Source organism: Pseudomonas pergaminensis, assembly GCF_024112395.2.
Taxonomy (GTDB): Bacteria; Pseudomonadota; Gammaproteobacteria; order Pseudomonadales; family Pseudomonadaceae; genus Aquipseudomonas; species Aquipseudomonas pergaminensis.
The window spans coordinates 3,009,144-3,031,877 of the sequence record NZ_CP078013.2; the positions used below are offsets into that span (position 1 = coordinate 3,009,144).

General features: G+C 60.3%; 22 protein-coding genes. 10 read left to right on the plus strand and 12 right to left on the minus strand.

Features of this window, described 5'->3' with window-relative positions; genetic code table 11:
• Positions 1-70 precede the first annotated feature (70 nt).
• Positions 71-901 carry an undecaprenyl-diphosphate phosphatase gene (locus tag KUA23_RS13570; protein ID WP_078050914.1) on the plus strand — a complete coding sequence of 277 codons (831 nt, stop codon included), beginning with the start codon at positions 71-73 and terminating at the stop codon, positions 899-901.
• Positions 898-1,281 carry a DUF1294 domain-containing protein gene (locus KUA23_RS13575; protein ID WP_078048290.1) on the plus strand — a complete coding sequence of 128 codons (384 nt, stop codon included), beginning with the start codon at positions 898-900 and terminating at the stop codon, positions 1,279-1,281. Before KUA23_RS13570 ends, KUA23_RS13575 begins: the two co-directional genes overlap by 4 nt.
• 774 nt (positions 1,282-2,055) lie before the next feature.
• Here the strand turns inward: KUA23_RS13575 and KUA23_RS13580 are convergent.
• From KUA23_RS13580 to KUA23_RS13590, 3 genes are all read right to left on the minus strand, one after another.
• Positions 2,056-2,412, minus strand: coding sequence for an MmcQ/YjbR family DNA-binding protein (locus KUA23_RS13580; RefSeq protein WP_099491236.1), 357 nt, complete (start codon positions 2,410-2,412; stop codon positions 2,056-2,058).
• Positions 2,409-3,317, minus strand: coding sequence for a LysR substrate-binding domain-containing protein (locus KUA23_RS13585; protein ID WP_078050915.1), 909 nt, complete (start codon positions 3,315-3,317; stop codon positions 2,409-2,411). The genes KUA23_RS13580 and KUA23_RS13585 overlap by 4 nt, the downstream gene beginning before the upstream one ends.
• 112 nt (positions 3,318-3,429) lie before the next feature.
• On the minus strand, positions 3,430-4,809 hold the full coding sequence (locus tag KUA23_RS13590) for an NAD-dependent succinate-semialdehyde dehydrogenase (protein WP_214498215.1): 1,380 nt from the start codon (positions 4,807-4,809) through the stop codon (positions 3,430-3,432).
• Positions 4,810-4,966: 157 nt separating this feature from the next.
• Between KUA23_RS13590 and KUA23_RS13595 the strand changes: the two genes are divergently transcribed.
• Positions 4,967-5,893, plus strand: coding sequence for an AraC family transcriptional regulator (locus KUA23_RS13595; RefSeq protein ID WP_078048293.1), 927 nt, complete (start codon positions 4,967-4,969; stop codon positions 5,891-5,893).
• On the opposite strand, the gene KUA23_RS13600 is transcribed toward KUA23_RS13595, so the two are convergent.
• On the minus strand, positions 5,875-6,030 hold the full coding sequence (locus KUA23_RS13600) for a hypothetical protein (protein WP_252994133.1): 156 nt from the start codon (positions 6,028-6,030) through the stop codon (positions 5,875-5,877). The genes KUA23_RS13595 and KUA23_RS13600 overlap by 19 nt on opposite strands.
• Positions 6,031-6,116: 86 nt before the next feature.
• Between KUA23_RS13600 and KUA23_RS13605 the strand changes: the two genes are divergently transcribed.
• Together KUA23_RS13605 and KUA23_RS13610 are read left to right on the plus strand one after the other, a co-directional pair.
• The gene (locus KUA23_RS13605) at positions 6,117-6,728 is read left to right on the plus strand and encodes an FMN-dependent NADH-azoreductase (RefSeq protein ID WP_252994134.1); all 612 of its coding nucleotides are present in this window, start codon (positions 6,117-6,119) and stop codon (positions 6,726-6,728) included.
• A gap of 207 nt (positions 6,729-6,935) precedes the next feature.
• Entirely contained in the window at positions 6,936-7,973 is a 1,038-nt protein-coding gene (locus KUA23_RS13610; RefSeq protein ID WP_078048295.1) for an alpha/beta hydrolase family protein, read from the plus strand.
• Here KUA23_RS13610 and KUA23_RS13615 read toward each other — a convergent pair.
• From KUA23_RS13615 to KUA23_RS13625, 3 genes are all read right to left on the minus strand, one after another.
• Entirely contained in the window at positions 7,967-9,142 is a 1,176-nt protein-coding gene (locus KUA23_RS13615) for an MFS transporter (protein ID WP_078048296.1), read from the minus strand. The two genes, KUA23_RS13610 and KUA23_RS13615, sit on opposite strands and share 7 nt — an antisense overlap.
• Positions 9,143-9,365: 223 nt before the next feature.
• Positions 9,366-10,952 carry an ABC-F family ATPase gene (locus KUA23_RS13620; protein ID WP_028616043.1) on the minus strand — a complete coding sequence of 529 codons (1,587 nt, stop codon included), beginning with the start codon at positions 10,950-10,952 and terminating at the stop codon, positions 9,366-9,368.
• 142 nt (positions 10,953-11,094) lie between these two features.
• Positions 11,095-12,333 carry an MFS transporter gene (locus KUA23_RS13625; RefSeq protein WP_099491278.1) on the minus strand — a complete coding sequence of 413 codons (1,239 nt, stop codon included), beginning with the start codon at positions 12,331-12,333 and terminating at the stop codon, positions 11,095-11,097.
• Positions 12,334-12,487: 154 nt separating this feature from the next.
• Here KUA23_RS13625 and KUA23_RS13630 point away from each other — a divergent pair, with 154 nt between their 5' ends.
• Positions 12,488-13,300, plus strand: a complete 813-nt coding sequence (locus KUA23_RS13630; RefSeq protein WP_252994135.1) for a class I SAM-dependent methyltransferase — start codon at positions 12,488-12,490, stop codon at positions 13,298-13,300.
• 31 nt (positions 13,301-13,331) lie between these two features.
• On the opposite strand, the gene KUA23_RS13635 is transcribed toward KUA23_RS13630, so the two are convergent.
• A complete protein-coding gene (locus KUA23_RS13635; protein WP_252994277.1) occupies positions 13,332-13,721 on the minus strand; it encodes a TIGR03067 domain-containing protein in 390 nt (129 codons plus the stop codon).
• A 282-nt stretch (positions 13,722-14,003) separates the two neighbouring features.
• Here KUA23_RS13635 and KUA23_RS13640 point away from each other — a divergent pair, with 282 nt between their 5' ends.
• Both KUA23_RS13640 and lpxO read left to right on the plus strand, forming a co-directional pair.
• Positions 14,004-15,347, plus strand: a complete 1,344-nt coding sequence (locus tag KUA23_RS13640) for an LPS O-antigen chain length determinant protein WzzB (RefSeq protein ID WP_252994136.1) — start codon at positions 14,004-14,006, stop codon at positions 15,345-15,347.
• 258 nt (positions 15,348-15,605) lie between these two features.
• On the plus strand, positions 15,606-16,505 hold the full coding sequence (lpxO, locus tag KUA23_RS13645) for a lipid A hydroxylase LpxO (protein WP_252994137.1): 900 nt from the start codon (positions 15,606-15,608) through the stop codon (positions 16,503-16,505).
• A gap of 15 nt (positions 16,506-16,520) precedes the next feature.
• On the opposite strand, the gene ligD is transcribed toward lpxO, so the two are convergent.
• Both ligD and ku read right to left on the minus strand, forming a co-directional pair.
• A complete protein-coding gene (ligD, locus tag KUA23_RS13650; protein WP_252994138.1) occupies positions 16,521-19,007 on the minus strand; it encodes a DNA ligase D in 2,487 nt (828 codons plus the stop codon).
• A gap of 3 nt (positions 19,008-19,010) precedes the next feature.
• Positions 19,011-19,844, minus strand: a complete 834-nt coding sequence (gene ku, locus KUA23_RS13655) for a non-homologous end joining protein Ku (protein ID WP_252994139.1) — start codon at positions 19,842-19,844, stop codon at positions 19,011-19,013.
• 186 nt (positions 19,845-20,030) lie between these two features.
• Between ku and KUA23_RS13660 the strand changes: the two genes are divergently transcribed.
• Both KUA23_RS13660 and KUA23_RS13665 read left to right on the plus strand, forming a co-directional pair.
• Positions 20,031-20,345 (plus strand): hypothetical protein, encoded by a 315-nt coding sequence (locus KUA23_RS13660; RefSeq protein ID WP_078048373.1) that lies wholly within the window; start codon positions 20,031-20,033, stop codon positions 20,343-20,345.
• Positions 20,346-20,357: 12 nt separating this feature from the next.
• Entirely contained in the window at positions 20,358-21,515 is a 1,158-nt protein-coding gene (locus KUA23_RS13665) for a PQQ-dependent sugar dehydrogenase (protein ID WP_100490732.1), read from the plus strand.
• 71 nt (positions 21,516-21,586) lie between these two features.
• Here the strand turns inward: KUA23_RS13665 and KUA23_RS13670 are convergent, their stop codons facing one another.
• Complete coding sequence (locus KUA23_RS13670) at positions 21,587-22,066, minus strand: nuclear transport factor 2 family protein (protein ID WP_078048375.1); 480 nt, start codon at positions 22,064-22,066, stop codon at positions 21,587-21,589.
• 54 nt (positions 22,067-22,120) lie between these two features.
• Positions 22,121-22,684: a TetR/AcrR family transcriptional regulator gene (locus tag KUA23_RS13675; RefSeq protein WP_078048376.1), complete on the minus strand. Its 564-nt coding sequence runs from the start codon at positions 22,682-22,684 to the stop codon at positions 22,121-22,123.
• Positions 22,685-22,734: the final 50 nt, after the last annotated feature.

Consider the following 22,734-nt stretch of genomic DNA (forward strand, 5'->3'; position numbering starts at 1 on the left):
CCTCTGTCGTCAGTGAACCACTAAAAAAGATTAATAAGGCATGCCGTTGAGCATGACCTTTGGGGGAAGCATGGATTTTTGGACCGCCATTCAGGCATTGATTCTTGGCATTGTGGAGGGGCTTACCGAGTTCTTGCCGATTTCCAGTACCGGCCACCAGATCATCGTTGCCGACTTGCTCGACTTTACCGGCGACCGTTTCAACGCCTTCAACATCATCATCCAGCTGGGCGCGATCCTGGCGGTGGTGTGGGAGTTTCGCGGCAAGATTTTCGAAGTGGTCAGCGGGCTGCCGACCCAGCGCAAGGCCCAGCGGTTTACCGTCAACCTGTTGATCGCCTTCCTGCCGGCGGTGGTGTTGGGGGTGATATTCGCCGACCTGATTCACCACTACCTGTTCAACCCGATCACCGTGGCCACGGCGTTGGTGGTGGGCGGCATCATCATGTTGTGGGCCGAGCGCCGCCAGCACGAAGTACACGCCGAAACCGTCGACGACATCACCTGGAAAGACGCGCTCAAGGTCGGCCTGGCCCAGTGCCTGGCGATGATCCCGGGCACCTCGCGCTCCGGCTCGACCATCATCGGCGGCCTGCTCTTTGGCCTGTCCCGCAAGACCGCCACCGAGTTCTCGTTCTTCCTGGCAATGCCGACCATGGTCGGTGCGGCGGTGTATTCGGGCTACAAGTACCGTGACCTGTTCCAGCCCGCGGACCTGCCGGTGTTCGCCATCGGCTTCGTGACCTCTTTCATCTTCGCGATGATTGCCGTCAAGGGCCTGCTCAAATTCATTGCCAGCCACAGCTACGCCGCGTTTGCCTGGTACCGCATCGCATTCGGCCTGCTGATCCTGGCCACCTGGCAGTTCGGCTGGATCGACTGGGCGGCCGCCAAGGCATGACCCTCCAACACCCACGCCTGAAAGCGGCGATCTTTCTGCTGCTATGCGCAGCGCCATTACTGGGCTCGGTACTGGCGTGGCAACGCGGCGAAACCGTCATCCCACTGGCGGCCTATGGCGTAGTCAGCGTCATCGCGTTTTTCCTCTACTGGAGCGACAAACGCAAGGCACGCAGCGACAGCTGGCGCACCCCTGAAAACATCCTCCACGCCGTCGAACTCGCGGGCGGCTGGCCAGGCGCGCTGATCGCCCAGCAAGTATTCCGGCACAAGACGCGGAAGGTGTCTTATCAAGTGCTGTTCTGGGTGATCGTGCTGTTGCATCAAGTGTTCTGGTTGGACCAACTGTTCCTGGGCGGCACGCTGTGGTCAGTCCTATAGGCTTACACAACGCTCTAACAACACCCAACGCTAACCACGATGCGAAGCGAGCCGCTGTTGATGTTGATGTTGCTCTTGATCCTGCTTTTGATCTCAAGCGCCCCGTCAAACACGCTGGCCGGAATTCGACAGGGATTTGGGGGGTAAACCGGCAGGGATGCCGGTTTAGCCGCCCCGCGCCATGGATGGCGCGTGGCGGCGGCCCCCCACATACCTGTCGGATTACGGGCACACCGAGCGTGAGCGAGGTGCCGAGTGTTGGGGCAAGAGCCCTTTGCTTACTTTGGGGCTTTTCCAAAGTGAGCCGCCGTAAGGGCGGAACCCATAGCAGCCGTTACCCAAATAACGGATATGTACTCGGTCTGATCCAACATCCAGGTCGGCTGTCAGGCCGCTTTCGCAGGCAAGCCAGCTCCCACATTTGGATCGTGGGGTGACAGTTAGAGTGTGGTCGGCTGTCAGGCCGCTTTCGCAGGCAAGCCAGCTCCCACATTTGGATCGCGGGGGGACAGTTAGATTGTGGTCGGCTGTGAGGCCGCCTTCGCAGGCAAGCCAGCTCCCACATTTTTGGATCGTGGGGCGACAGTTGGAGAGTGGTCGGCAGTTAGGCCGTCTTCGCAGGCAAGCCAGCTCCCACATTTGGATCGCAGGGCGACAGTTGGAGAGTGGTCGGCTGTCAGGCCGTCTTCGCAGGCAAGCCAGCTCCCACATTTGGAGCGCGGGGCTGCAGTTGGAGAATGCTCGGCTATCAGGCCCCTCGCCATACCCAAATACCTACGCCTCCAGCAACAACCCAACCTGCGTACGCTTAGGCAACTTACTTACCACCAACTGATGTGACCGCCGCAACAAACCCCGCAACTCCTCAGCCCCCAACGGATAGGGCGTATTCATAATCACCCACTGCGCCCGCGCCAGATACGGCGCCGGGTGAATACCTGGGCGATCCACATGCCCCAGGAACAACTCCTTGTCTACCTTGAACGCCAACGACTCACCGCGCAGATTCTGCAGCGCAAACATCTTATTGCCCGCAATCGAAAACACCCGCACACCACCCCACTTGTAGTCTTCCCGCGCGCCCGGCAGGCTCAGGCAGAACGTCGCGACTTGGGCTTCAGTCATCTTCATAACAGGCGGTCTCCACACCCTTTGAACCCTTCTTCCAGGTAATCGATCCAGGCACGAATGGCCGGCAACACGCCACGGCGATGCGGGTATACCGCTTGCAGCCAGCCACCCGGCAAGGACCATTCCGGCAGCAATTGCACCAACCGGCCGCTGGCCAGTTCTTCTTCACAGTACATCATCGGCAAGACGGTAAAGCCCAGGCCCATGATGGCGCTGGCCTTGCGCACGATAAAGTCGTCAATCCCCAGCCGGGCCTCCATTGCCAAGTCGTGAGCGTTGCCCTGGGGATCGAGAATGCGTTGATGCACCAAGCGGTCCGCCTCCAGCGCACCGAGGATCGGCAATTGCTTGAGGTCGTCCAGGGTTGCCACCTGGCGACCGAGCATCAGCGCGGGGCTGGCCACCAGTACGGTCTGTGCCTGACGCAGGCGTTTGGTGACCAGTAGCGGGTCTTCATCGCCGAGTTCGCGCACCCGCAACGCCACATCAATGCCTTCGGCCACCAGGTCGACACGGCGGTTGACCAGGGTCATCTCCAACTGCACCTGCGGGTGGGCGGCGAGAAAACCTGCGACCAACTCCGGCAGGATGTGCTGGGCCATGCCCACCGGGCAGCTCACCCGCAGTCGTCCACGGGGTTCACTGGACATGCTGGCCACCGCCTCATCGGCCATTTCCGCTTCCAGCAGCATCGCTTGGCAATGCCGCAGGTAGCGCTCGCCGACGGCGGTGAGGGTCAACTGGCGGGTAGTACGTTGCAGCAGGCGTGCACCGAGACGTTCTTCGAGCTCGGCAATGCGCCGCGACAGCCGCGACTTGGGAATCCCCAGCAGGCGCCCGGCTGCAGCGAAGCCACCGGCTTCGACGACTTTGGCGAAATAGTAGAGGTCGTTAAGGTCTTGCATGATCAACCTATTGTCCTGTCAATGGGACGAACTATCCGCGTCTGGCGTGTGCAAATCCACCAGAAAAAAAGCCAGCACTTTGTGGGCGCTGGCTTTTTTCCGACGGGACTGCCTAGAACTGCGCGCCCGCCATCAACACATACTTCACATGCACGTACTCTTCGATCCCGTAATAGCTGCCTTCACGGCCATAACCCGATTGCTTGATCCCACCAAACGGCACCGACGCAGTGCCCACCGACCCTGAGTTGAGAATCACCATGCCGGCTTCCAATTGACGCGACAGGCGCAACGACCGTCCCAGCGCGCTGGTGTAGGCATAGGCGACCAAGCCGTATTCGGTCTGGTTGGCACGGGCGATCACTTCGTCTTCGTCCTTGAAGGAATAGATCGCAAACACCGGCCCAAAGATCTCCTCGGTCGCGAGCGGAGAATCGTCCTGCAGGCCGGTCAACACCGTCGGCTCGTAGAACAGGCCGCCTTTGGCGTGAGGCTTGCCCCCCATCAAGACCTTGGCGCCGGCGGCCTTGGCGTTTTCCACCAGGCGCACGACTTTGTCAAAACCCAGTTGATTGACCAGCGGGCCGACCACGAAGCCTTCGCGCAGGCCCTGGTCCACTTCGATCTCGGCCACGGCTTGCTTCACGCGCTGGATGAAATCTTCAAGGATGCTGTGCTGCACAAAGATCCGGTTCGGTGAGATGCACACTTGGCCGGAGTTGCGCAGCTTGGCGCTGACCAGTCCCTTCACCGCCTCATCCAGGTTGGCATCCTGGAACACGATAAATGGCGCGTTGCCGCCCAGCTCCAGGGTCATCTTCTTGATGCTCGCCGCGCATTGTGCAGCCAGCAATTTGCCGACGCCGGTGGAGCCGGTGAAGGAAATCTTGCGGATGCGCGGGTCGCCCGTGAGGATCAGGCCGATCTCCTTGGGATCGCCCACCACCACCTCCAGCACACCTTCCGCGATGCCGGCCTGGCGGGCGTATTCGAGCAGCTTGAGGGCGGTGAGCGGGGTGTCTTCGGCGGGTTTGATCACCATGGTGCAACCGGCGGCCAGGGCAGTGGCGACCTTACGGGTGATCATCATGAACGGGAAGTTCCAGGGCGTGATGGCGGCCACCGGGCCGATGGCTTCCTTGGTCACCACCACATTCGCGTTACGGTCGTGGGTAGGGATTGTGTCGCCGTAGACGCGCTTGGCTTCCTCGGCGTACCACTCGATAAAGCCCAGGCCGTAGTCGATTTCGCCGCGGGCTTCACTGAGGCATTTGCCGTTTTCGCGGCAGAGCAGTTCGGCGAAGGCCTCTTTGTCAGCCTTCACCGCGTCGTGCCAGCGGCGCAGGAGGTCACTGCGCTCCTTGGCGAGCCTGGAGGACCATTCGGGGAACGCGGCGCAGGCACGGTCGACGGCGGCCTTGACCTCGTCTGCGCTGTTCTTGGCGATACGGCCGATTTCTTCACCGGTGGCAGGGTTGTAGACGATAAGCATGGGGGATCTCCGAGGGCTGAAAGTACGGTTTCAGGCTACGGGCATGCGGTGTTCGAGCGAATATCCATTCCAATGTGCTGATTGCCTATTCCTATAAGTCCGTAGCGTCGGTGCCGGTCACGCGGTACCGTGGCGCTTTACCCAAGGGCCCGCGACCATGGACCGTACAGACAGAATCATCGAGCTGATGGGCACCCTGGCGCCTGTCGAAGGCTATAACCTGAGCGCATTGGATGACGTGCGCTTCCTGCGGTCCAACCGCCCACTGCACCGCGTGCCGGTGCTGTACGACCCTGGCATCGTGATCGTCTGCCAAGGGCGCAAGCGCGGTTTCCTGGGGGATGAGATTTACCTGTATGACGCCCAGCACTATCTGGTGGTGTCAGTGCCGGTGCCCTTCACCATGGAGACCGACGCCAGCGAAGCCGAGCCGATGCTGGCGGTGTACCTGCGCCTGGACTTCACCGTTGCGGCAGAGTTGATGGTGGCGCTGGATGACTTTCCGGCGTTGGTCGAAGCCAAGCCTCGGGGCATGTATTCGTCGCCCATGGATGACTTGCTCAGTGAGTCGTTGTTGCGCTTCCTGGAGGCCATGAGCGTGCCGATGGATGCGCACATTCTCGGCCCGGCGCTGATGCGCGAAATCTACTACCGGATCATTACGGGCGAGCAGGGCGGTTCGATGCGCGCCGCTTTGAATCGCCAAGGTCAGTTCGGCAAGGTGGCGCGGGCGATTCGCAAGATCCATGGGTGCTATGAGCAGCACCTGGACGTAGAGGAACTGGCCAAGGAAGCGATGATGAGCGTGCCGAGTTTTCACGCGCATTTTCGCACGGTCACCGACACCTCGCCGATGCAGTACCTCAAGTCCACGCGCCTGCACCAGGCACGGTTGCTGATGCTGCGCAGCGATATCACCGCCGCCTCGGCCTGTGCCAAGGTCGGCTATGAAAGCGCTTCGCAGTTCAGTCGCGAGTTCAAGCGCTTCTTTGGCCGCACGCCCCAGGAGGAGATCCAGTGGATGAAGCGCACCTATGCATTGCCGGCGCCTACGTCGGCGTCGATTTACGTGTCGTCCCACTGAGCAGGGTGCCCGAGATGGGCGGTGGAGACGCCGAAGGTGCTCGCATTCAGCGCCAGCCTGGCCTTGTTGTAGTAGCGGGTGCCGACTGAAAGCCAGAGCTGGTTGGATTGTCTCATCAGCGGGACAAACAGTCGCATATGAGCCCTCTAATCGTTTATTCGGATCATCTGTAGGATCAACTCCACTTGATCGCCACGTCGCGATCCTCACTTGGAGTTCACCCATGAAACTGTTGCATATCGATTCCAGCATCCTCGGCGACAACTCGGCCTCCCGTCAGCTCAGCGCGGCTGTGGTCAAGGCCTGGCAAGCGGCGGAGCCGGGCCTGGACGTGACTTACCGCGACCTGGCCAGCGAAGGCATCAACCACTTCTCCGGTGCGACCCTGGGCGCCCTGGGCACCGCTGCCGAACTGCGTGATGCCGCGCAGAAACACGAAGCCGAACTGAGTGCATCGTCGCTGGCTGAATTCCTCGCCGCCGATGCCGTCGTGGTCGGTGCGCCGATGTACAACTTCACTATTCCAACCCAGTTGAAAGCCTGGATCGATCGCATCGCCGTCGCCGGCCAGACCTTCCGCTACAGCGAAGCCGGCCCCGAAGGCCTGTGCGGCAACAAGAAAGTCATCATCGTGTCCACGGCCGGTGGCCTGCATGCCGGTCAAGCGTCCGGCGCCGCCCATGAAGGCTACCTGAAGCTGCTGTTCGGCTTCCTCGGTATCACCGACATTGAAATCGTGCGTGCCGAAGGCCTGGCCTACGGTGACGAAGTGCGCAGCAAGGCCCTGAACGACGCCAACGTACTGATCAACGAACAATTGTTCGCCGCCGCGTAAGGCTTGTGTAAATTTCGCCTTTCCTCGGTTTCAATCTGAAGCCGGGCGCCTAAACTCTGTATTCTGCTCGCCTCAAAACGACCGGAGTACGGAGTTTTTTCGTTTACGCGCTGTCATTACTTTGGCCCAGGTTGTGCAAGCATGGGTTTAACAACCTGGACGTTTCTTCGATATGTCGGTTCTCACGCAGCAAAGGTGGACATCCCCATGATGCGTCTTTGTGCTGTTATGGTTCTTTCCCTGCTCGGCAGCCTGATTTCAGTGCACGCTGCACCCGCGCCGCACCCGCATTGGAGTGTGGGCTTCCATCGCATGACGTTTCTTGATCCGCTGGACCTGCAGCCGATGAAAGCCGTGGCCTTTTACCCGTCCACCGGCCTTGAGCACACCACACAACTGGGCGCGTACCACGTCGCCGCCACCGAAGATTCGAAGATCGCCATCGGCCGCTTCCCAATGCTGATGTTGTCCCACGGCAACACAGGCACGCCCCTGGCCTTGCACGACCTGGCCACATCGCTGGCGCGCAAGGGTTTCGTCGTGGTGGCGGTGCTGCACCCTGGCGACAACTATAAGGACCACAGCCGACTGGGCACGGTGAGCAACCTGTATGGACGGCCTATCCAGATTTCCGAAGCAATCACCGCCACGTTGGGCGATCCGATGCTATCGCCGTTCGTCAATGTCGACCAGGTGGGGGTTATCGGCTATTCAGCCGGCGGCGAGACTGCATTGATCCTGGCCGGTGCCAAGCCGGATTTCGACCGCTTGCGCCGTTACTGCCAGGAGCGCCCGGAAGACCGCGACGCCTGCACCACCAAGGGCGAACTGGTGGTGGACCGTGACGACCTGCAACCGCAATCCGACCCGCGTATTCATGCCTTGATGTTGATGGCGCCACTGAGCCTGATGTTCGGTCGCCACACCCTGGCCGACGTGCATGTGCCGGTGCTGCTCTACAGCGGCGACGGCGACAAGCTGGTGGCGGTGGACAAGAACGCGGCGGCCCTGGCGCGCAAGCTGCCGGAACCGCCGGACTTCAAGCTGCTGGCCGGAGCAGGGCACTTCGTGTTCATGGCGCCGTGCGACAGCGATCAGCTGGCGGCGATGCCGGCGATCTGCACCGACGCTGACGGTGTCGACCGCGAAGGCATTCACCGTGATCTGATTTCCGAGGCGGGGCGTTTTTTCAGCCACACCCTGGGCCAATCCACCCGCGCCGGTATGCAGACGGCTGATCAGTAAGCGCGACGCTTGAGCGACAGGGTCAAGGCCAGGGCGGTGACCGACAGCAGCGCCGCGCAGAAGAAGATCCACCCGTAGCCGAGGTTCAGGGCCACGGCGCCCATCAAAGGTCCCGCAATCGCCAGGGCCAGGTCAAAGAACACCGCATACGCACTGAGCCCTGCGCCACGGCTGCTGTTGGGCACCTGCTTGATGGCCTCCACACCCAGGGCCGGGTACACCAGCGACAAGCCAAAGCCAGTCAGCCCGGCACCAATCAATGCCACGCCCGTCGAGGGTGCCAGCCAGAGCAGGGTCAGGCCCAGGGTTTCGATGGTCATGCAGGCAATCGCTGCGCGAAAGCCGCCGAAACGGCTGATAGCGGAGATGAACACCAACCGCGACAGAATAAAGCACACGCCGAACACCGTCAGGCAATACGCCGCGCCGGTCCAGCCGCGATTGAGGTAGTAAAGGGTGATAAAAGTGGTGAGCGTGCCGTAGCCAATCGAGGCCAGGCATAGGCTGGCGCCGAACGGCGCGATACGCCCGAACACCGCCCAGAACGGCAAGCGCTCCCCGCGCACCACCGGCACCGAAGGCTTGTTGCGGATCAGCAGCAGGCCCAATGCCGACAACACCGACAGCGCAATGCCCAGGCTGTTGTAGCCATAGTCGGCCACCATCACCACGCCCAACGGCGCACCAATGGCGATGGCGCCGTAGGAGGCGATGCCGTTCCACGAAATCGAGCGCGCCGTGTGCTCGGCACCGACCGCGCCCATGCACCAACTGATGGTGCCCACGCCGATCAACCCCTGGGCGACGCCCAGCAACAGCCGGGCGACGATCAGGATGCCAAGGCTCAACGACGGCAGGCTGTCCATCAGCGTGGCGATAAACGTCAGCACGCCACTCAGCAGAATCCCGGCCAGCCCCAGCACGATCGCGCGCTTGGTACCCACCGTGTCGGACATGCGCCCGGCCATGGGACGGCTGAGCAGGGTGGCGAGGTATTGCGACCCGATCGTGAGCCCGGCTACCACCGCGCTGAAACCCAGTTGCTCATGCACATAGCCTGGGATGACCGCAATCGGCAGGCCGATGCAGATAAACGCGATGAAGGTATAGAAGACGATGGAGACGATCTGCAGGGTGATCGACAGTGAACTGGGGGCGGCGGCAGACATGGGCACTCGTTCGCGGGCGGGCGGTGAGGGCATCATGGCAAGGGGAGGAGAGAAAAGGAAGCTGCCTAACGATAAACCCGGATGGACCTGAAACTGTAGGAGCCCGCTTGCGGGCGATGGCGATTTCAACGACGCCATCGCCCGCAAGCGGGCTCCTACAGGGCATGCATTCCCAATAAAAAACCCCGTCGTAGGACGGGGTTTTTTATTCGGCGCGCGGTGCTTAGAACACCACGCCCTGGCTGCGCAGGTAGTCGTCATAGGTGCCGCTGAAGTCGATCACGCCAGTAGCGCTCAACTCGATGATGCGGGTGGCCAAAGACGATACGAACTCACGGTCGTGGCTGACGAAGATCAGCGTGCCTGGGTAGTTCTCCAGCGCCAGGTTCAGCGCCTCGATGGATTCCATGTCCAAGTGGTTGGTCGGTTCGTCCATGATCAGCACGTTCGGCTTTTGCAGGATCAGCTTGCCGAACAGCATGCGGCCTTGCTCACCACCGGAAATCACCTTGACCGACTTCTGGATCTCGTCGTTGGAGAACAGCATGCGACCCAGGGTGCCACGGATCATTTGCTCGCCTTGGGTCCACTGGCCCATCCAGTCGAACAGGGTCACGTCGTCTTCGAAGTCGTGCGCATGGTCCTGGGCGTAGTAGCCCAGTTCTGCAGCGTCGGTCCACTTGATGCTGCCGGCGTCCGGGGTCAGTTCGTTGACCAGGGTACGCAGCAGGGTGGTCTTGCCGATACCGTTCGGGCCGATGATCGCCACGCGCTCGCCGGCTTCAACCTGGAAGCTGAAGTCTTTGAACAGCGGCTTGCCGTCGAAGCCTTTGGCCATTTTTTCGACCATGACTGCCTGACGGTGCAGCTTTTTGTTCTGCTCGAAACGGATGAACGGGCTCACCCGGCTCGATGGTTTGACTTCGGCCAACTGGATCTTGTCGATCGCCTTGGCACGGGAAGTGGCCTGCTTGGCTTTCGAGGCGTTGGCCGAGAAGCGGCTGACGAAGGATTGCAGTTCGGAGATCTGCGCCTTCTTCTTGGCGTTGTCCGACAGCAGTTGCTCGCGGGACTGAGTCGCCACGGTCATGTACTCGTCGTAGTTGCCCGGGAACAGGCGCAGCTCGCCGTAGTCCAGGTCAGCCATGTGGGTGCACACGCTGTTCAGGAAGTGACGGTCGTGAGAGATGATGATCATCAGGCTGGAACGCTGGGTCAGGATGTTTTCCAGCCAGCGAATGGTGTTGATGTCCAAGTGGTTGGTCGGTTCGTCGAGCAACAGCACTTCAGGATCGGAGAACAGCGCCTGGGCCAGCAGCACGCGCAGTTTCCAGCCTGGGGACACTTCGCTCATCGGGCCGAAATGCTGTTCCAGGGGAATGCCCAGGCCCAGCAACAGTTCACCGGCACGGGATTCGGCGGTGTAGCCGTCCATTTCGGCGAATTCGGTTTCCAGCTCGGCCACGGCCATGCCGTCTTCTTCACTCATTTCCGGCAGCGAGTAGATGCGGTCGCGCTCGGCCTTGACCTTCCACAGTTCTTCGTGGCCCATGATCACGGTGTCGAGCACGGTGAATTCTTCGTAGGCGAACTGGTCCTGGCGCAGTTTACCCAGGCGCACGTTCGGCTCCAGCATGACCTGGCCGCCGGACGGGTCGAGGTCACCGCCGAGGATTTTCATGAAGGTCGACTTGCCGCAACCGTTGGCACCGATCAAACCATAACGGTTGCCGGCGCCGAACTTGACCGAGACATTCTCGAAGAGCGGCTTGGCGCCGAACTGCATGGTGATGTTAGCTGTGGAGATCAATTACTTTACCTATCAATGGGTTGCGAGCGTGACGACAGGAGCCATCAGGCATGCGTCAACAGCGACATCAAGGCGCGAAACCCGGTCGCTGAGCAGAAAATTGGGGATGTGTGTTGGAATTTGGCGCGCATTGTCGCATATGTCAGGCGACAGTTGTATGTCGAGCGAAGGAAGGTTTCTCCAAGGTCTCCGGCATCGCCAGCCACAACAGTGCCAGGGCCAGGGCAGCCACGCCGGCCAGGGTCAGGAAGGCGGCGTTGTAGCCGGCCTGTTGCACCACGAACCCCGCCAGGCTGCTGCTCAGCGCCGCGCCCAGGCCAAAGACGGTAGAGAGGGCGCCCAGGCTGACGTTGAAGCGTCCGGTGCCTTGGGTCAGGTCCTTGACGATCACCGGGAACAGCGCGCCAAAGATCCCTGCGCCGACGCCGTCGAGCATTTGCACGGCCACCAGCCAGTAAGGGTCGCTGGACAAGGTATAGAGCACCCCGCGCAGCGGCAGGATCATGAAGCCCGCCATCAGCAGGGGCTTGCGCCCCCAGATGTCGGCTTTCAGCCCGACCAGCCATGCCATCGGCACCATCACCAACTGCGCGGCGACGATGCACGCCGAGGTCAGTGGCGTGGCCATCTGCAGGTTGATCTGCGAAAGCTTCTGGCTGACCAACGGCAGCATCGCCGCATTGGCCAGGTGGAACAGGGCGCAGCAGATCGCGAACAGCAGCAGCGGGCGGTTGGCCAGCAGTAGCCGCATGCCGGAAGGTTGTTCCTGATCACTGTGATGCGCCGGGTCGAACCCGCGTGCGACGTCATGGTCGATCGCGGAAGCCGACACGCAACTGACCGCGATGATACTGGCCGCCGCCATGAAGGCCATCAGGTAGAACACCACCACTGGCCCGAACAGGTAGGCCAGGCCACCGGCCAACAGCGCCGCCACGGCATTGCCGGCGTGGTTGAAGGTTTCGTTGCGTCCGGTGCGGCGCGTGAACGCACGCGGTCCGGTAATCCCCAGGGAGATTGCGCTGATCGCCGGTGCAAACACCGAGGCGGCGACGGCGCTGGCGGCCTGGGTCAATGCCACCAGGCTGAATGAGCTGACAAAGGGCAGCAGCAGGCAACTGCCGGTCACTACGATGGCGGCCAGCGCGATCACGGCGCGCTTGCTGCGGGTGCGGTCGATCAGTGCGCCCGCCGGACCCTGGGTAAGCAAGGCGGCGATACCGGCCAGTGTCATGACCACGCCGATGCTGGCCGGGTCCCATTTGTGCACGGCCAGCAAATAAATGGCGAGGTAGGGGCCTAGGCCATCGCGCACATCCGCCAGGAAGAAATTCAGGCTGTCCAGGGACAGGGTAGTGCGCAAGTCGGAATGATTGGCCACGGCAAAGGCTTCGCAGGCGGCGTCCAAGGGCTGGACACGCATGCGTTAATGACCTACGCGGCCTGTGTTAAGTTTCGCCTGCCTTGTGGGGTTTTAATCCGTGAACACTTGGCTTATTTTCTCAGCCCCGCTGTATTGAATATCTGGACACGCAATGGACATGCCCTCAGCTCAACAGGCAGTTGCCAGCAACAAGGACGCCTGGGACCAATCCGCCAACCTGCACAAAACCACCGACACCTGGAACGCGCTGCTCAACGGCGTGGGTGCGGCTGATTTTTCCTGCCTGGACCCGACCCTGACCGGCTTGCTGCAGGATGTGGGTGTGGCCGGTAAAGATGTGGTGCAACTGTGTTGCAACAATGGCCGTGAAACCCTCTCGTTGTTTGCCCTGGGCGCACGCTCGGTGGTGGGGGTGGACCAATCCCGGGCTTTTCTCCAACAGGCCCGCGAATTGGCGGCTGTCTCGCCCCACAGCCCTGAATTCATTGAAAGTGATATCCACCACCTGCCGCCGCAGTTGCATGAGCGCTTTGACATCGCGCTGGTGACCATCGGCGTGCTGGGCTGGATGCCGGACGTGGGGTTATTCATGCGCCACGTGGCCAGCACCTTGAAGCCAGGCGGTACGCTGGTGATGTATGAAACCCACCCGTTCCTGGAAGTGTTCGATCCCCGGGCGCAAAACCCATTCCTGCCGGCCAGTTCCTACTTTCGGCGCGAGCCATTCGTGCTGCAGGAGTCGATTGTCTATGAAGGCCAGGGTGAAGTGGCTGGACCGACCTCCTATTGGTACGTGCATACCTTAGGCGACATAGTCAGTGCCGCGATCGGCGCGCAGTTGCAGATCGGCCACCTGCAGGAATATCCCCATTCCAACCGCGAAGAACTGTACGACCAGTACGAGCACCAGCCTGCACAGTTGCCGATGTGCTTTACCTTGACCGTCACCAGGCGTCTTGATTGAGGGGGCTTTTCCAAAAGCAAAAACGCGCTGGTCAGGCGCGACGCACGAAAGTACGCAGGGTTTGACCTGGGCCGGTTTTGAATATGATTGGCCTGGGCATGCCTTCATCTGCAGCGATAAAAACGAATTCATCCCCTTCCAGGCGATAGCTTGCGGGCAATCGCTTGCCGGCATCTTCGCCGATGGAATCGATCCAAGTGATGCTTTTAGGAAGTGTGCGGCTGTCGAGGAAAAACTGGCCAGCCAGGAGAACTTCACCATTGACCGTGAGCACTTCAAATTGGTCACCGCTGATGGTGGTCAGTGCACCGGGCGCGCTATGGGCATCGTCAACGGGGTTTGGCACGCCGTTGTCTTCAAGGGCGATTTGCTCCCAGACGCCTTGGAGCAGTTGGTAATCCGGATCGCGAGTAATCGGCATAGAGAGTCCTTTCGGGTTTATTTCGGTTTTAAGGCAATTATTCAACTGAAGTTGTCTATTCTTATGACAAGCATATTTCCAGTCGTTGATGTCTGTAGGAATATTTACGCAACGCGCGGCGAACATAGTTTAATGGGTTGGGATTTTTCATTACCCTAAGTTGTCAGATTGCTCCGAAGACTTTTACATCGGTGTCGCAGGGCGTTGCCCCTGGCCCTTCAACGGGCTTTCCAAAAATTTACGGTGATGGCCGTTTAATGTCATTTTTTAGGTGAGCTAATTTTGAATCGAAACGTCCCGCTTCATGTGACTCCTTCATCAGATGAAATTGACCTGTACCACCTCTTTCATTCGATCTGGCGGCAAAAAAGACTGGTCCTTGGGTGTGCGATCATTGCGGGGGTTTTGGGGGGAGGTTACGCGTTTTTGGCGCCCCGGACTTATGAGGTCAGCAGTGTATTGCGTCCTGCCGCGCTCAATGAGCTGGACGCGTTGAACCGTTCCGAGGTTTATAAGCTACCGCCCGCCGATGCGCTGTCAAAGGTGGGGGCGCAATTGGACTCTTACGAAACACGGCTGGAATTTTTCAAGTCGCACCAGCAATTGTTCAAGGCATTTCAGAAACCAGGCCAAAGCCTGGAGCAGTCTTTCGAAGACTTCAATCGCAACGCGGTCAACCTCATTCTGCCTGACCCCAAAAAGGCTGACTCGTTGAGCAGTTACATCCGCCTGGAGTTGCAGTACCCGGCCGATGTCGATGGTGTGGCGATTCTCAACGGGTTTGTCGATTACGCTATTGGCGCCGAGCGCGAGCAAGTGGGCGCGGACCTCAAGGTGATCGTCAATAACCGCTTGAACGAGCTCAAGGGCAAGATTGATGCCGCTCGCGCCAATTATGAGAACGAGAAAGAGTCGAAGATCGCCTCACTGCTGGAAAGCGACCGGCTCAAGCGTGCCCAGTTGCAAGATGAGCTCAGTGCGCTGCGTCTGCAGATGAAGATGGAGCGCAGTGATCGGCTGGCAGAACTGACCGAGGCCATCGCCATTGCCAAGTCCTTGGGAATCAAAACCCCGACGACGCCGTCGGCAATGGCGGATGCATCACGCGGTGGGAGCGGGCAGGTCATGCGTACTGAAGTCAACAACCAGAAAATCCCGCTGTATTTCATGGGTTCCAATGCGCTTGAAGCGGAGCGCGACGCACTCCAGCGACGCACCAACGACGATTTTACCAACGCCCGCGTCGCCGAGATCGGCAAAGAATTGCAAATGTTGGAGGTGAACCGTAAGGTCGAGGTAATGCGCAGGCGCGACAATGAGGACATTTTCCTGCAGGATGTCGAGCCGCTGCGTGCCGAAGTCGCGCGGTTGCGCAACTTGAACATCGATATGAGCAACCTCAAACTGGTGACCATTGATCGTCGCGCCCAGGAGCCGCTGGCGCCGATAAAGCCGAAGAAAGCGCTGGTGGTTGCCTTGAGCCTGACTGCAGGGCTGGTGCTGGGGCTGGTCATCGCGTTGATCCGCTACGTTGTGCAGAATCGTGGACAACCGGCACCTTACTCGCCGCTGGAAGAGGGGCGTTTTTCCCGCCGAGAACGCAAGGACGATGAACCTTTGCTGTAACAGCATCGCGCCCAACGGCGGTCCATGCCCCGTGGTTGTGCGCCTTCGCAACATCCGTCAGAAGACAGCTTTTCACAATTCTTAGTTAACTTTTAGTTACAACCTGTGGCTAAATAACTGCAAAGGGCCACGCGCCGGATGGTCACTCAGCCGGTCGTGCCGATTGTGTGAATTGTGATTTCAGGTGCTGCTATCCAACCTCGGCCGTCGTGGGCACGCAGGAGCAGCCTGTTCTCTTCTGACGTGTGACGAAATCCCTTGAAACTCATCATTGTTGTTCTCTACCTTGCCTCGATTGCGTATGTACACCTGCGTGGCCGGGTGCGACACAAGCTGGGCCGCCAGCTCAGTGACCATTCCACCTTCCTGGCACCGGTCAACTGCTTTCTCTACCTCTTCTCCAAGCTGCCCAGCCGACCGTACCTGTCGCCCAGCGAATTCCCCGACCTCAGCCCGCTGCAAGAACACTGGGAAGAAATCCGCCAGGAAGGCCAGAACCTGATGCGTGCGGGCGAGATCAAACGCTCGGACCAATACAACGATGTGGGTTTCAACTCGTTCTTCAAGTCGGGCTGGAAACGCTTCTACCTGAAATGGTACGGCGACAGCCACCCGTCGGCGATGAAGCTGTGCCCGCGCACCACGGAGCTGGTGCAGGGCATCGGTTCGATCAAGGCCGCGATGTTTGCCGAGCTGCCACCGGGCTCCAAGCTGGTGCGCCACCGTGACCCGTATGCCGGCTCATACCGCTATCACCTGGGCCTGGATACCCCGAACGATCCTGGCTGCTATATCAACGTGGACGGCGAAAACTATTACTGGCGTGACGGCGAACCGGTGATGTTCGACGAGACCTACATCCACTACGCCGAGAACACCACGCAGCACAACCGCATCATCCTGTTCTGCGACATCGAGCGCCCGATGAAGTACCGCTGGGCCGCGGCCTTCAATCGCTGGTTCAGCCGTAATGTGATGGCAGCTGCCGGCTCGCCCAACGATGCCGGCGACAAGACCGGCGGGCTCAATCGTGCCTTTACCCGCCTGTACAAGATCCGCTTGCGGGGCAAGGAGCTGAAAAAGCGCAACCGCACGCGTTACTACCTGGAAAAGTGGGCGATCTTCGCCGTGTTGGCGGCCATTTTCCTGCTGATCTGACCGCTTCGGGCGCCTTCACTCCGGTGAATGGGCGCCCAGTTTTTCCCACATCTTCTTGCCGATTTTCTGTCGATTGGCGTAGCCGTCCCAAGGATCAGCCTTCAGGCCGTCCAACCGCTGCTGCAGATTGGCGACTGTCCACTGCTGTGCACTGCGTAACCCCTTCAATTCCTCACGACTGATCGGCACCGAGACCGGCAAGCCCGGCCGCGCCCGTACCGAATACGCGGCCACCGTGCTGGCACCCCGCGCATTACGCAAATAGTCGATGAATATCTTGCCGACCCGGTTCTTGGGGCCTGAGGTCGCGGTAAAACGCTCCGGTAATTGTGCGGTCATGAACTGGGCGATGGCCTTGGCGAAGGCCTTGACGGTGTCCCAGCTGTCTCGGCGCGCCAGTGGCACGACCAGGTGCAAGCCCTTGCCGCCGCTGGTCTTGACGAAGGCTTGCAGGCCTATTTCATCCAATACCGAGAGGGTCAATTGCGCCGCTTCGAGCATGGCTTTCCACGGCAGCGCCGGGTCCGGGTCGAGATCGAGCACAAACAAGTCAGGGGTTTCGATCTTGTCCGAGGTGGCGCCCCAGGTGTGAAACTCCACGGAGCCCATCTGCACGGCCCCGATCAACGCCTTGACGCTGTCGATTTCCATCAGGCGCGCATGCCCTGGGTCGAGGGCCTGATCCAGTTGCTTGATATTGGGAATGGCCAGACGCTCAGAGTGTTTCTGGAAGAACTGCTCGCCGTCGATGCCTTCAGGCGCCCTGAGCAATGAAACCGGGCGGTGGTGCAGGAAGGGCAGGATCCATCGGCTGATCCCCGCGTAGAACTGCGCCAGTTGCTGCTTCTGCGTGCCGCTTTGCGAGTCGATCACACGATCGGGGTGTGTGATGTTCACCCCGGCGCTGGGTTTTTTTGCGGGTTTCATGGATTTGGCCGTACGCGGTTGCTCATGAATGATCTGGGCTGCGGGTTTGTCGGTACGCATCGCCACGAATGCCGCCTGGCGCACCACGCCTTCGCGGGTCCATTCGGCAAATTGCACCTCGCCGACCAAGGTCGGCTCCACCCAGTGCACACCACGGGCCTGGGCGCTGGTCAATGGTTTTTCCAGGGGCGATGCCTTGCGCTCCAGCGGCGTGAGTTGCGCATAGATGGCTTTCAGCGCCGCTTGATCAAAGCCCGTGCCCACACGCCCGGCATACACCAGCCCTGTCTTGTCGTTCACCGCCAGTAATAGCGCCCCGAAACCACTGCGCGAACCCTGCGGCCGCGTGTAGCCGACGATCACGAACTCCTGGCGCAGGCGGCATTTGAGCTTGATCCAATCGGCGCTGCGACTGGACACGTAAGGGCTGCCCAGGCGCTTGCCAATCACGCCTTCCAGGGATAGGTCACAGGCACTTTCAAAAATATCGCGATGGTGGGCGGTGAACGCTTCCGAGAACCGCAATAGCTTGCTTCTGCTGCCCGCCAACGCTGCCTTGAGTGCCGCACGGCGATCTTCGACCGGTGCCTGGCGCTGATCCTGGCCATTGAGGAAGGGCGCATCGAACAGGTAATAGACAATGTCCAGGCTGCGGCCGATATCAAAAGCATTTTGCAGCGCCTGGAAGTCCGGCAGGCCGTCGCCGTTGAGGCTGACCACCTCGCCGTCGAGCCAACTGTCCTTGAGCTTCAGGGCTTGCAGGGCCTTGGCCTGGCGCGGCAGGCGTTCGGTCCAGTCATGGCCGTTGCGGGTGAACAGGCGCACGTCGCCATCGCGTATGCGTGCGAGCATACGGTAGCCGTCGAACTTGATCTCGTAGTGCCAGTCGCCTTCGGGGGCGCGGTCCACCAGCGTGGCCAACTGCGGTGCGAATTGCTCAGGGAGGGCGGACGTCGCGGCTTTTTTGGGCTTGGCCTTGGTTTTCGCCGGGGGCTTGGCTTTGGGCGCGCCGACCGACGCGTTGCTGACCACGCTGTTCGGCTGGGCCTGGACGATATCATAATCGTCGGCCGGGCGTGCCTGCGGGTCTTTCTCCTTGATCAGCAGCCACTGCTCCTTGTCGCCGCTGCCTTTAAGGCGGGTGCGCACCAGTGTCCAGTCGCCGGAAAGTTTCTCACCGACCAAGGTGAATTTGAGTTTTCCAGCGGCGTAGGCCTTGCGCGGGTCGTCATGGGGTTGCCATACGCCACGGTCCCACACGATGACATCGCCCGCGCCATATTGGCCGGCCGGAATACTGCCTTCGAAGCTGCCGTAGCTGAGGGGGTGATCCTCCACGTGTACGGCCAGGCGCTTCTGCGACGGGTCCAGGCTCGGGCCTTTAGGCACCGCCCAACTGAGCAACACGCCATCGAGTTCCAGGCGAAAGTCATAGTGCAGGTTGCGCGCGTCATGTTTCTGGATCACAAAGGACAGCGCCGATGCTTTGCGCTTGCCGGCGGGCGCACTGCCTGCCGGCTCGCCGGTAACGCCGAAGTCGCGCTTGCGGTTGTACTCGCTAAGGGGCTTTGGCATGACTTAAGAGGCCTTGGTGGATTTTTTCGCCGCGGGCTTCTTGGCGGGTTTGCCGGCCAGGCTGCGCTTAAGCAGTTCCGTCAGGTCGATCACGTCGGCGGACTTGCGCTCTTCAGTGTCTGTGCTGGTTTCCACGTCTTCGATCTTGCCAGCCTTGGCCTTCTTGGCCACCAGCGCCATGATTTTTTCCTGGAAGCTGTCGCGGTAATCATCGGGCTGCCAATCGGCGCTCATGTCTTCCACCAGACGCTTGGCCATGTCCAACTCACCCTTGGCGAGGGTGGGTTTGGTCACGTCGCTGTCCAGTTCCAGTTCATCCAGGCTGCGCACTTCGGCGGGCCAACGCAGCATCACCAGTACCAACGCCGAGTCCAGGGGCATCAAGGCCGCCAAGTGCTGCTTGGTGTGCAGCACCACGTTGGCCAGCGCAACCTTGCCGGTTTTTTTAAGGGTTTCCCTTAGCAAGGCATAGACCTTGCCCCCACGCTTGTCCGGGGCGAGAAAGTAAGGGGTGTCGATATTCTGCAATGGGATCTGGTCGCTGGCGACAAACGCGATGATCTCGATGGTCTGGGTCGACTTGGGGTGGGCTGAGCGGATTTCTTCTTCGCTGAGCACCACATAGCGACCTTTCTCGAAAGCCACGCCCTTGACGATGTTTTCTTTGGTGACTTCCTTGCCGGTGGTCTTGTTGATGCGCTTGTAGCCCACCGGGTCCATGCTGCGCTTGTCCAGCCAGTCGAAGTCTACGCCCTGTGATGACGTGGCCGAGACCAGCGACACCGGGATATGCACCAGGCCAAAACTGATGGCGCCTTTCCAGATTGACCGTGGCATATGTGCGATTCCTTAAGTAGAGGCTGTGTTCTGGTGACTCGGACGCCGCGTGAAAAGTTTCCCCAGGCAGATGCGCGGACAGATCGTGTTACACCTGATGAGAAAGTATTTAGTGTCGAAAGCCGAACCCAAGGCGTAGCGTGTTATCGAAAGCACGTACTCCTTGGCCCCCAGAGAGGCTTTGTCATGAATAGCTGTGTGCGTCACGTTGCTGCGCTGGTGTTGGGTCTGGCCCTTGCGCCTCTGGCCCTTGCGCAAAACCTGCCCGGCAACAACAACTCCAATAACAGCCCGATTCACCGGGCCAACCCGAACAGCATGCAGGGCACGCAGCCCAATGCGCCCGCCGTTCGCGGTATTCAGACCGGGCCGACCACACGCACCCCAACCCTGGAGAACGGTGGCATTGGCAATAGTTACCCCAAGCGCGATGCCGCCCCCAGTCGCCCAGCGACTCAAACCAAATCCCCCACCTATGATGCCAACGGCAATCGCCGGTAAGGATCCCGCCCTATGTTGCTACGCAAAACCCTTCTCGCCGCCTTTTGTGCAACCACGCTGCTGCCGATGACGGCCGCTTTCGCTGCCGACACCCAGCAGTTCCCCAGTGAACAAGGCAGCATCACCGCGACCCCGATCGCCAAAGGGCTTGACCACCCTTGGGCGGTGGCTTTTCTGCCGGACAAGCAAGGCTTCCTGGTCACCGAACGCCCTGGCCACCTGCGTTTTGTCAGCCCGGACGGCAAGCTTTCGGCGCCACTGAAGGGCGTGCCTGAGGTGTGGGCCAAAGGGCAGGGCGGTCTGCTGGATGTGGTGCTGTCGCCGGACTTCAAGCAGGACCGCCTGGTCTACCTGTCCTACGCCGAGGGCGGTGGCGAGGGCGGCAAGGCCGGTACTGCCGTGGGGCGTGGGCGTCTGGCCGCTGACCTCAGTGGCCTGACCGACTTCAAGGTGATCCTGCGCCAGGAGCCCAAGCTGTCTACCGGCAATCACTTCGGCTCACGCCTGGCCTTCGACCGTGATGGCTACCTGTTCGTGACCCTGGGAGAAAACAACGACCGCCCGACGGCCCAGGACCTGGACAAGTTGCAAGGCAAGGTCGTGCGCATCTACCCGGATGGCCGCGTGCCGGATGACAACCCCTTCGTCGGCCAACCAGGGGTGCGCCCGGAAATCTGGTCCTACGGCCAGCGCAATCCCCAAGGCCTGGCCTTGAATCCCTGGAGCGGCACGATCTGGGAAAACGAACACGGCCCGCGCGGCGGTGACGAGATCAACATCATCGAGCGCGGCAAGAACTACGGTTGGCCGCTGGCAACCCACGGTATCAACTATTCCCTGACGCCGATTCCCGAAGCCAAGGGCAAGACGGCAGAAGGTACGGTGCCGCCGCATCACGTCTGGGAAAAATCACCGGGTATCAGCGGCATGGCGTTTTACGATGCAGACCGCTTCAAGCCTTGGCAGCACAACGTGTTCATCGGCGCGCTGGTCAACCAGGAGCTGATCCGGTTGCAGTTCGACGGTGACAAGGTGATCCACGAGGAGCGTTTACTCGGTGGTTTGAAAGCGCGGATTCGCGACGTGCGGCAGGGGCCGGATGGCTTCTTGTACGTGCTGACGGACGAGGACAATGGCGTGCTGTATCGGGTCGGCCTGAACCAGGACTGAAGGTCCACGCCCGCCGTAGGCAACCGGCTTGGCGGCGATGGCGATTTCATCAGCGCCATCGCCGCCAAGGTTTACAGGCCTAGTTCAGACAGCCCCGGATGATCATCCGGGCGTCGCCCCAGCGGCCAATGGAACTTGCGTTCACTCGCTTTGATCGGCAGATCGTTGATGCAGGCAAACCGATTGGCCATCAGGCCGTTCTCGTCGAACTCCCAGTTCTCGTTGCCATAGGAACGGAACCAGTTGCCCGAGTCGTCGTGCCACTCGTAGGCATAACGCACCGCGATGCGGTTATCGGTAAATGCCCACAACTCTTTGATCAACCGATAATCCAGCTCCTTGGCCCATTTGCGGGTAAGAAAGCCCTTGGCGTCTTCACGGTTGTAGGCGAATTCGGCGCGGTTACGCCATTTTGTATCCAGGGTATAGGCCAGGGACACCCGCTCGGGGTCGCGGGAGTTCCAGCCGTCTTCGGCCAGGCGGACTTTTTCGATGGCCGACTCGCGTGTAAACGGCGGCAGCGGCGGGCGTGTTTCAGCGGCAGATGACATGGGGCATTTCCTCAAAGGAATAAGGTTTAATCGAAAGTTGCGCTGACCTGTGCGTCACAGTCCCAATAACGTTCGCGCCATGCATTGCGCATTATCGGCGGCTGTTGAATCACCCATCACCAGGGCAACGGTAATGGCGCCATCGATCAGGATCAGCAGTTGCGCGGCCTGCCGTTCGGGGTCGGGGGTGCCATGTGCTTGACACAGTTCAAGTGCGTACTCGAACAGTTTCTGTTTATGGGCCTTGGCCAGCAGGCGCACCGGATCTTGCGGGTCGCCGGTTTCGCCACTGGTGTTGATAAAGGCGCAACCGCGAAAATCGGCGGTGCCGAACCAGGCCTTGAGCGCGCTGAACAGCGCGAGCAAGCGTTCGCCCGAGCCTTCACTGCGTTCCACTTCATTGCGCAGCCACTGCATCCAACGCTCGTCGCGGCGTTGCAGGGCGGCAATCACTAAGTCGTCTTTGTTGGCGAAGTAACGGTAAATGCTTTTTCTCGAGACGCCGGCGGTTTTCACCAGAAGGTCCATGCCGGTGGCGGCGATGCCATGGCGATAGATCAACTTTTCGGTCACATCGAGGATGATGTCGCGGGTTTCATTTTGAGTAATATCGTTCATGTGGCCAACAGTAGAACGATCGTTCTTCTTGGTCAATAAGATTTTTTCCA

Bases quoted from the DNA above. Each gene is read 5' to 3' on its own strand.
- KUA23_RS13660 (WP_078048373.1), top strand. From the start codon at position 20,031: ATGAATAGCTGTGTGCGTCACGTTGCTGCGCTGGTGTTGGGTCTGGCC.
- KUA23_RS13590 (WP_214498215.1), bottom strand. From the start codon at position 4,809: ATGCTTATCGTCTACAACCCTGCCACCGGTGAAGAAATCGGCCGTATC.
- KUA23_RS13670 (WP_078048375.1), bottom strand. From the start codon at position 22,066: ATGTCATCTGCCGCTGAAACACGCCCGCCGCTGCCGCCGTTTACACGC.
- KUA23_RS13575 (WP_078048290.1), top strand. From the start codon at position 898: ATGACCCTCCAACACCCACGCCTGAAAGCGGCGATCTTTCTGCTGCTA.
- KUA23_RS13675 (WP_078048376.1), bottom strand. From the start codon at position 22,684: ATGAACGATATTACTCAAAATGAAACCCGCGACATCATCCTCGATGTG.
- KUA23_RS13615 (WP_078048296.1), bottom strand. From the start codon at position 9,142: ATGTCTGCCGCCGCCCCCAGTTCACTGTCGATCACCCTGCAGATCGTC.
- KUA23_RS13595 (WP_078048293.1), top strand. From the start codon at position 4,967: ATGGACCGTACAGACAGAATCATCGAGCTGATGGGCACCCTGGCGCCT.
- KUA23_RS13585 (WP_078050915.1), bottom strand. From the start codon at position 3,317: ATGCAAGACCTTAACGACCTCTACTATTTCGCCAAAGTCGTCGAAGCC.
- KUA23_RS13610 (WP_078048295.1), top strand. From the start codon at position 6,936: ATGATGCGTCTTTGTGCTGTTATGGTTCTTTCCCTGCTCGGCAGCCTG.
- ligD (WP_252994138.1), bottom strand. From the start codon at position 19,007: ATGCCAAAGCCCCTTAGCGAGTACAACCGCAAGCGCGACTTCGGCGTT.
- KUA23_RS13600 (WP_252994133.1), bottom strand. From the start codon at position 6,030: ATGCGACTGTTTGTCCCGCTGATGAGACAATCCAACCAGCTCTGGCTT.
- ku (WP_252994139.1), bottom strand. From the start codon at position 19,844: ATGCCACGGTCAATCTGGAAAGGCGCCATCAGTTTTGGCCTGGTGCAT.
- KUA23_RS13580 (WP_099491236.1), bottom strand. From the start codon at position 2,412: ATGAAGATGACTGAAGCCCAAGTCGCGACGTTCTGCCTGAGCCTGCCG.
- KUA23_RS13630 (WP_252994135.1), top strand. From the start codon at position 12,488: ATGGACATGCCCTCAGCTCAACAGGCAGTTGCCAGCAACAAGGACGCC.
- KUA23_RS13665 (WP_100490732.1), top strand. From the start codon at position 20,358: ATGTTGCTACGCAAAACCCTTCTCGCCGCCTTTTGTGCAACCACGCTG.
- KUA23_RS13635 (WP_252994277.1), bottom strand. From the start codon at position 13,721: ATGCCGATTACTCGCGATCCGGATTACCAACTGCTCCAAGGCGTCTGG.
- KUA23_RS13605 (WP_252994134.1), top strand. From the start codon at position 6,117: ATGAAACTGTTGCATATCGATTCCAGCATCCTCGGCGACAACTCGGCC.
- KUA23_RS13570 (WP_078050914.1), top strand. From the start codon at position 71: ATGGATTTTTGGACCGCCATTCAGGCATTGATTCTTGGCATTGTGGAG.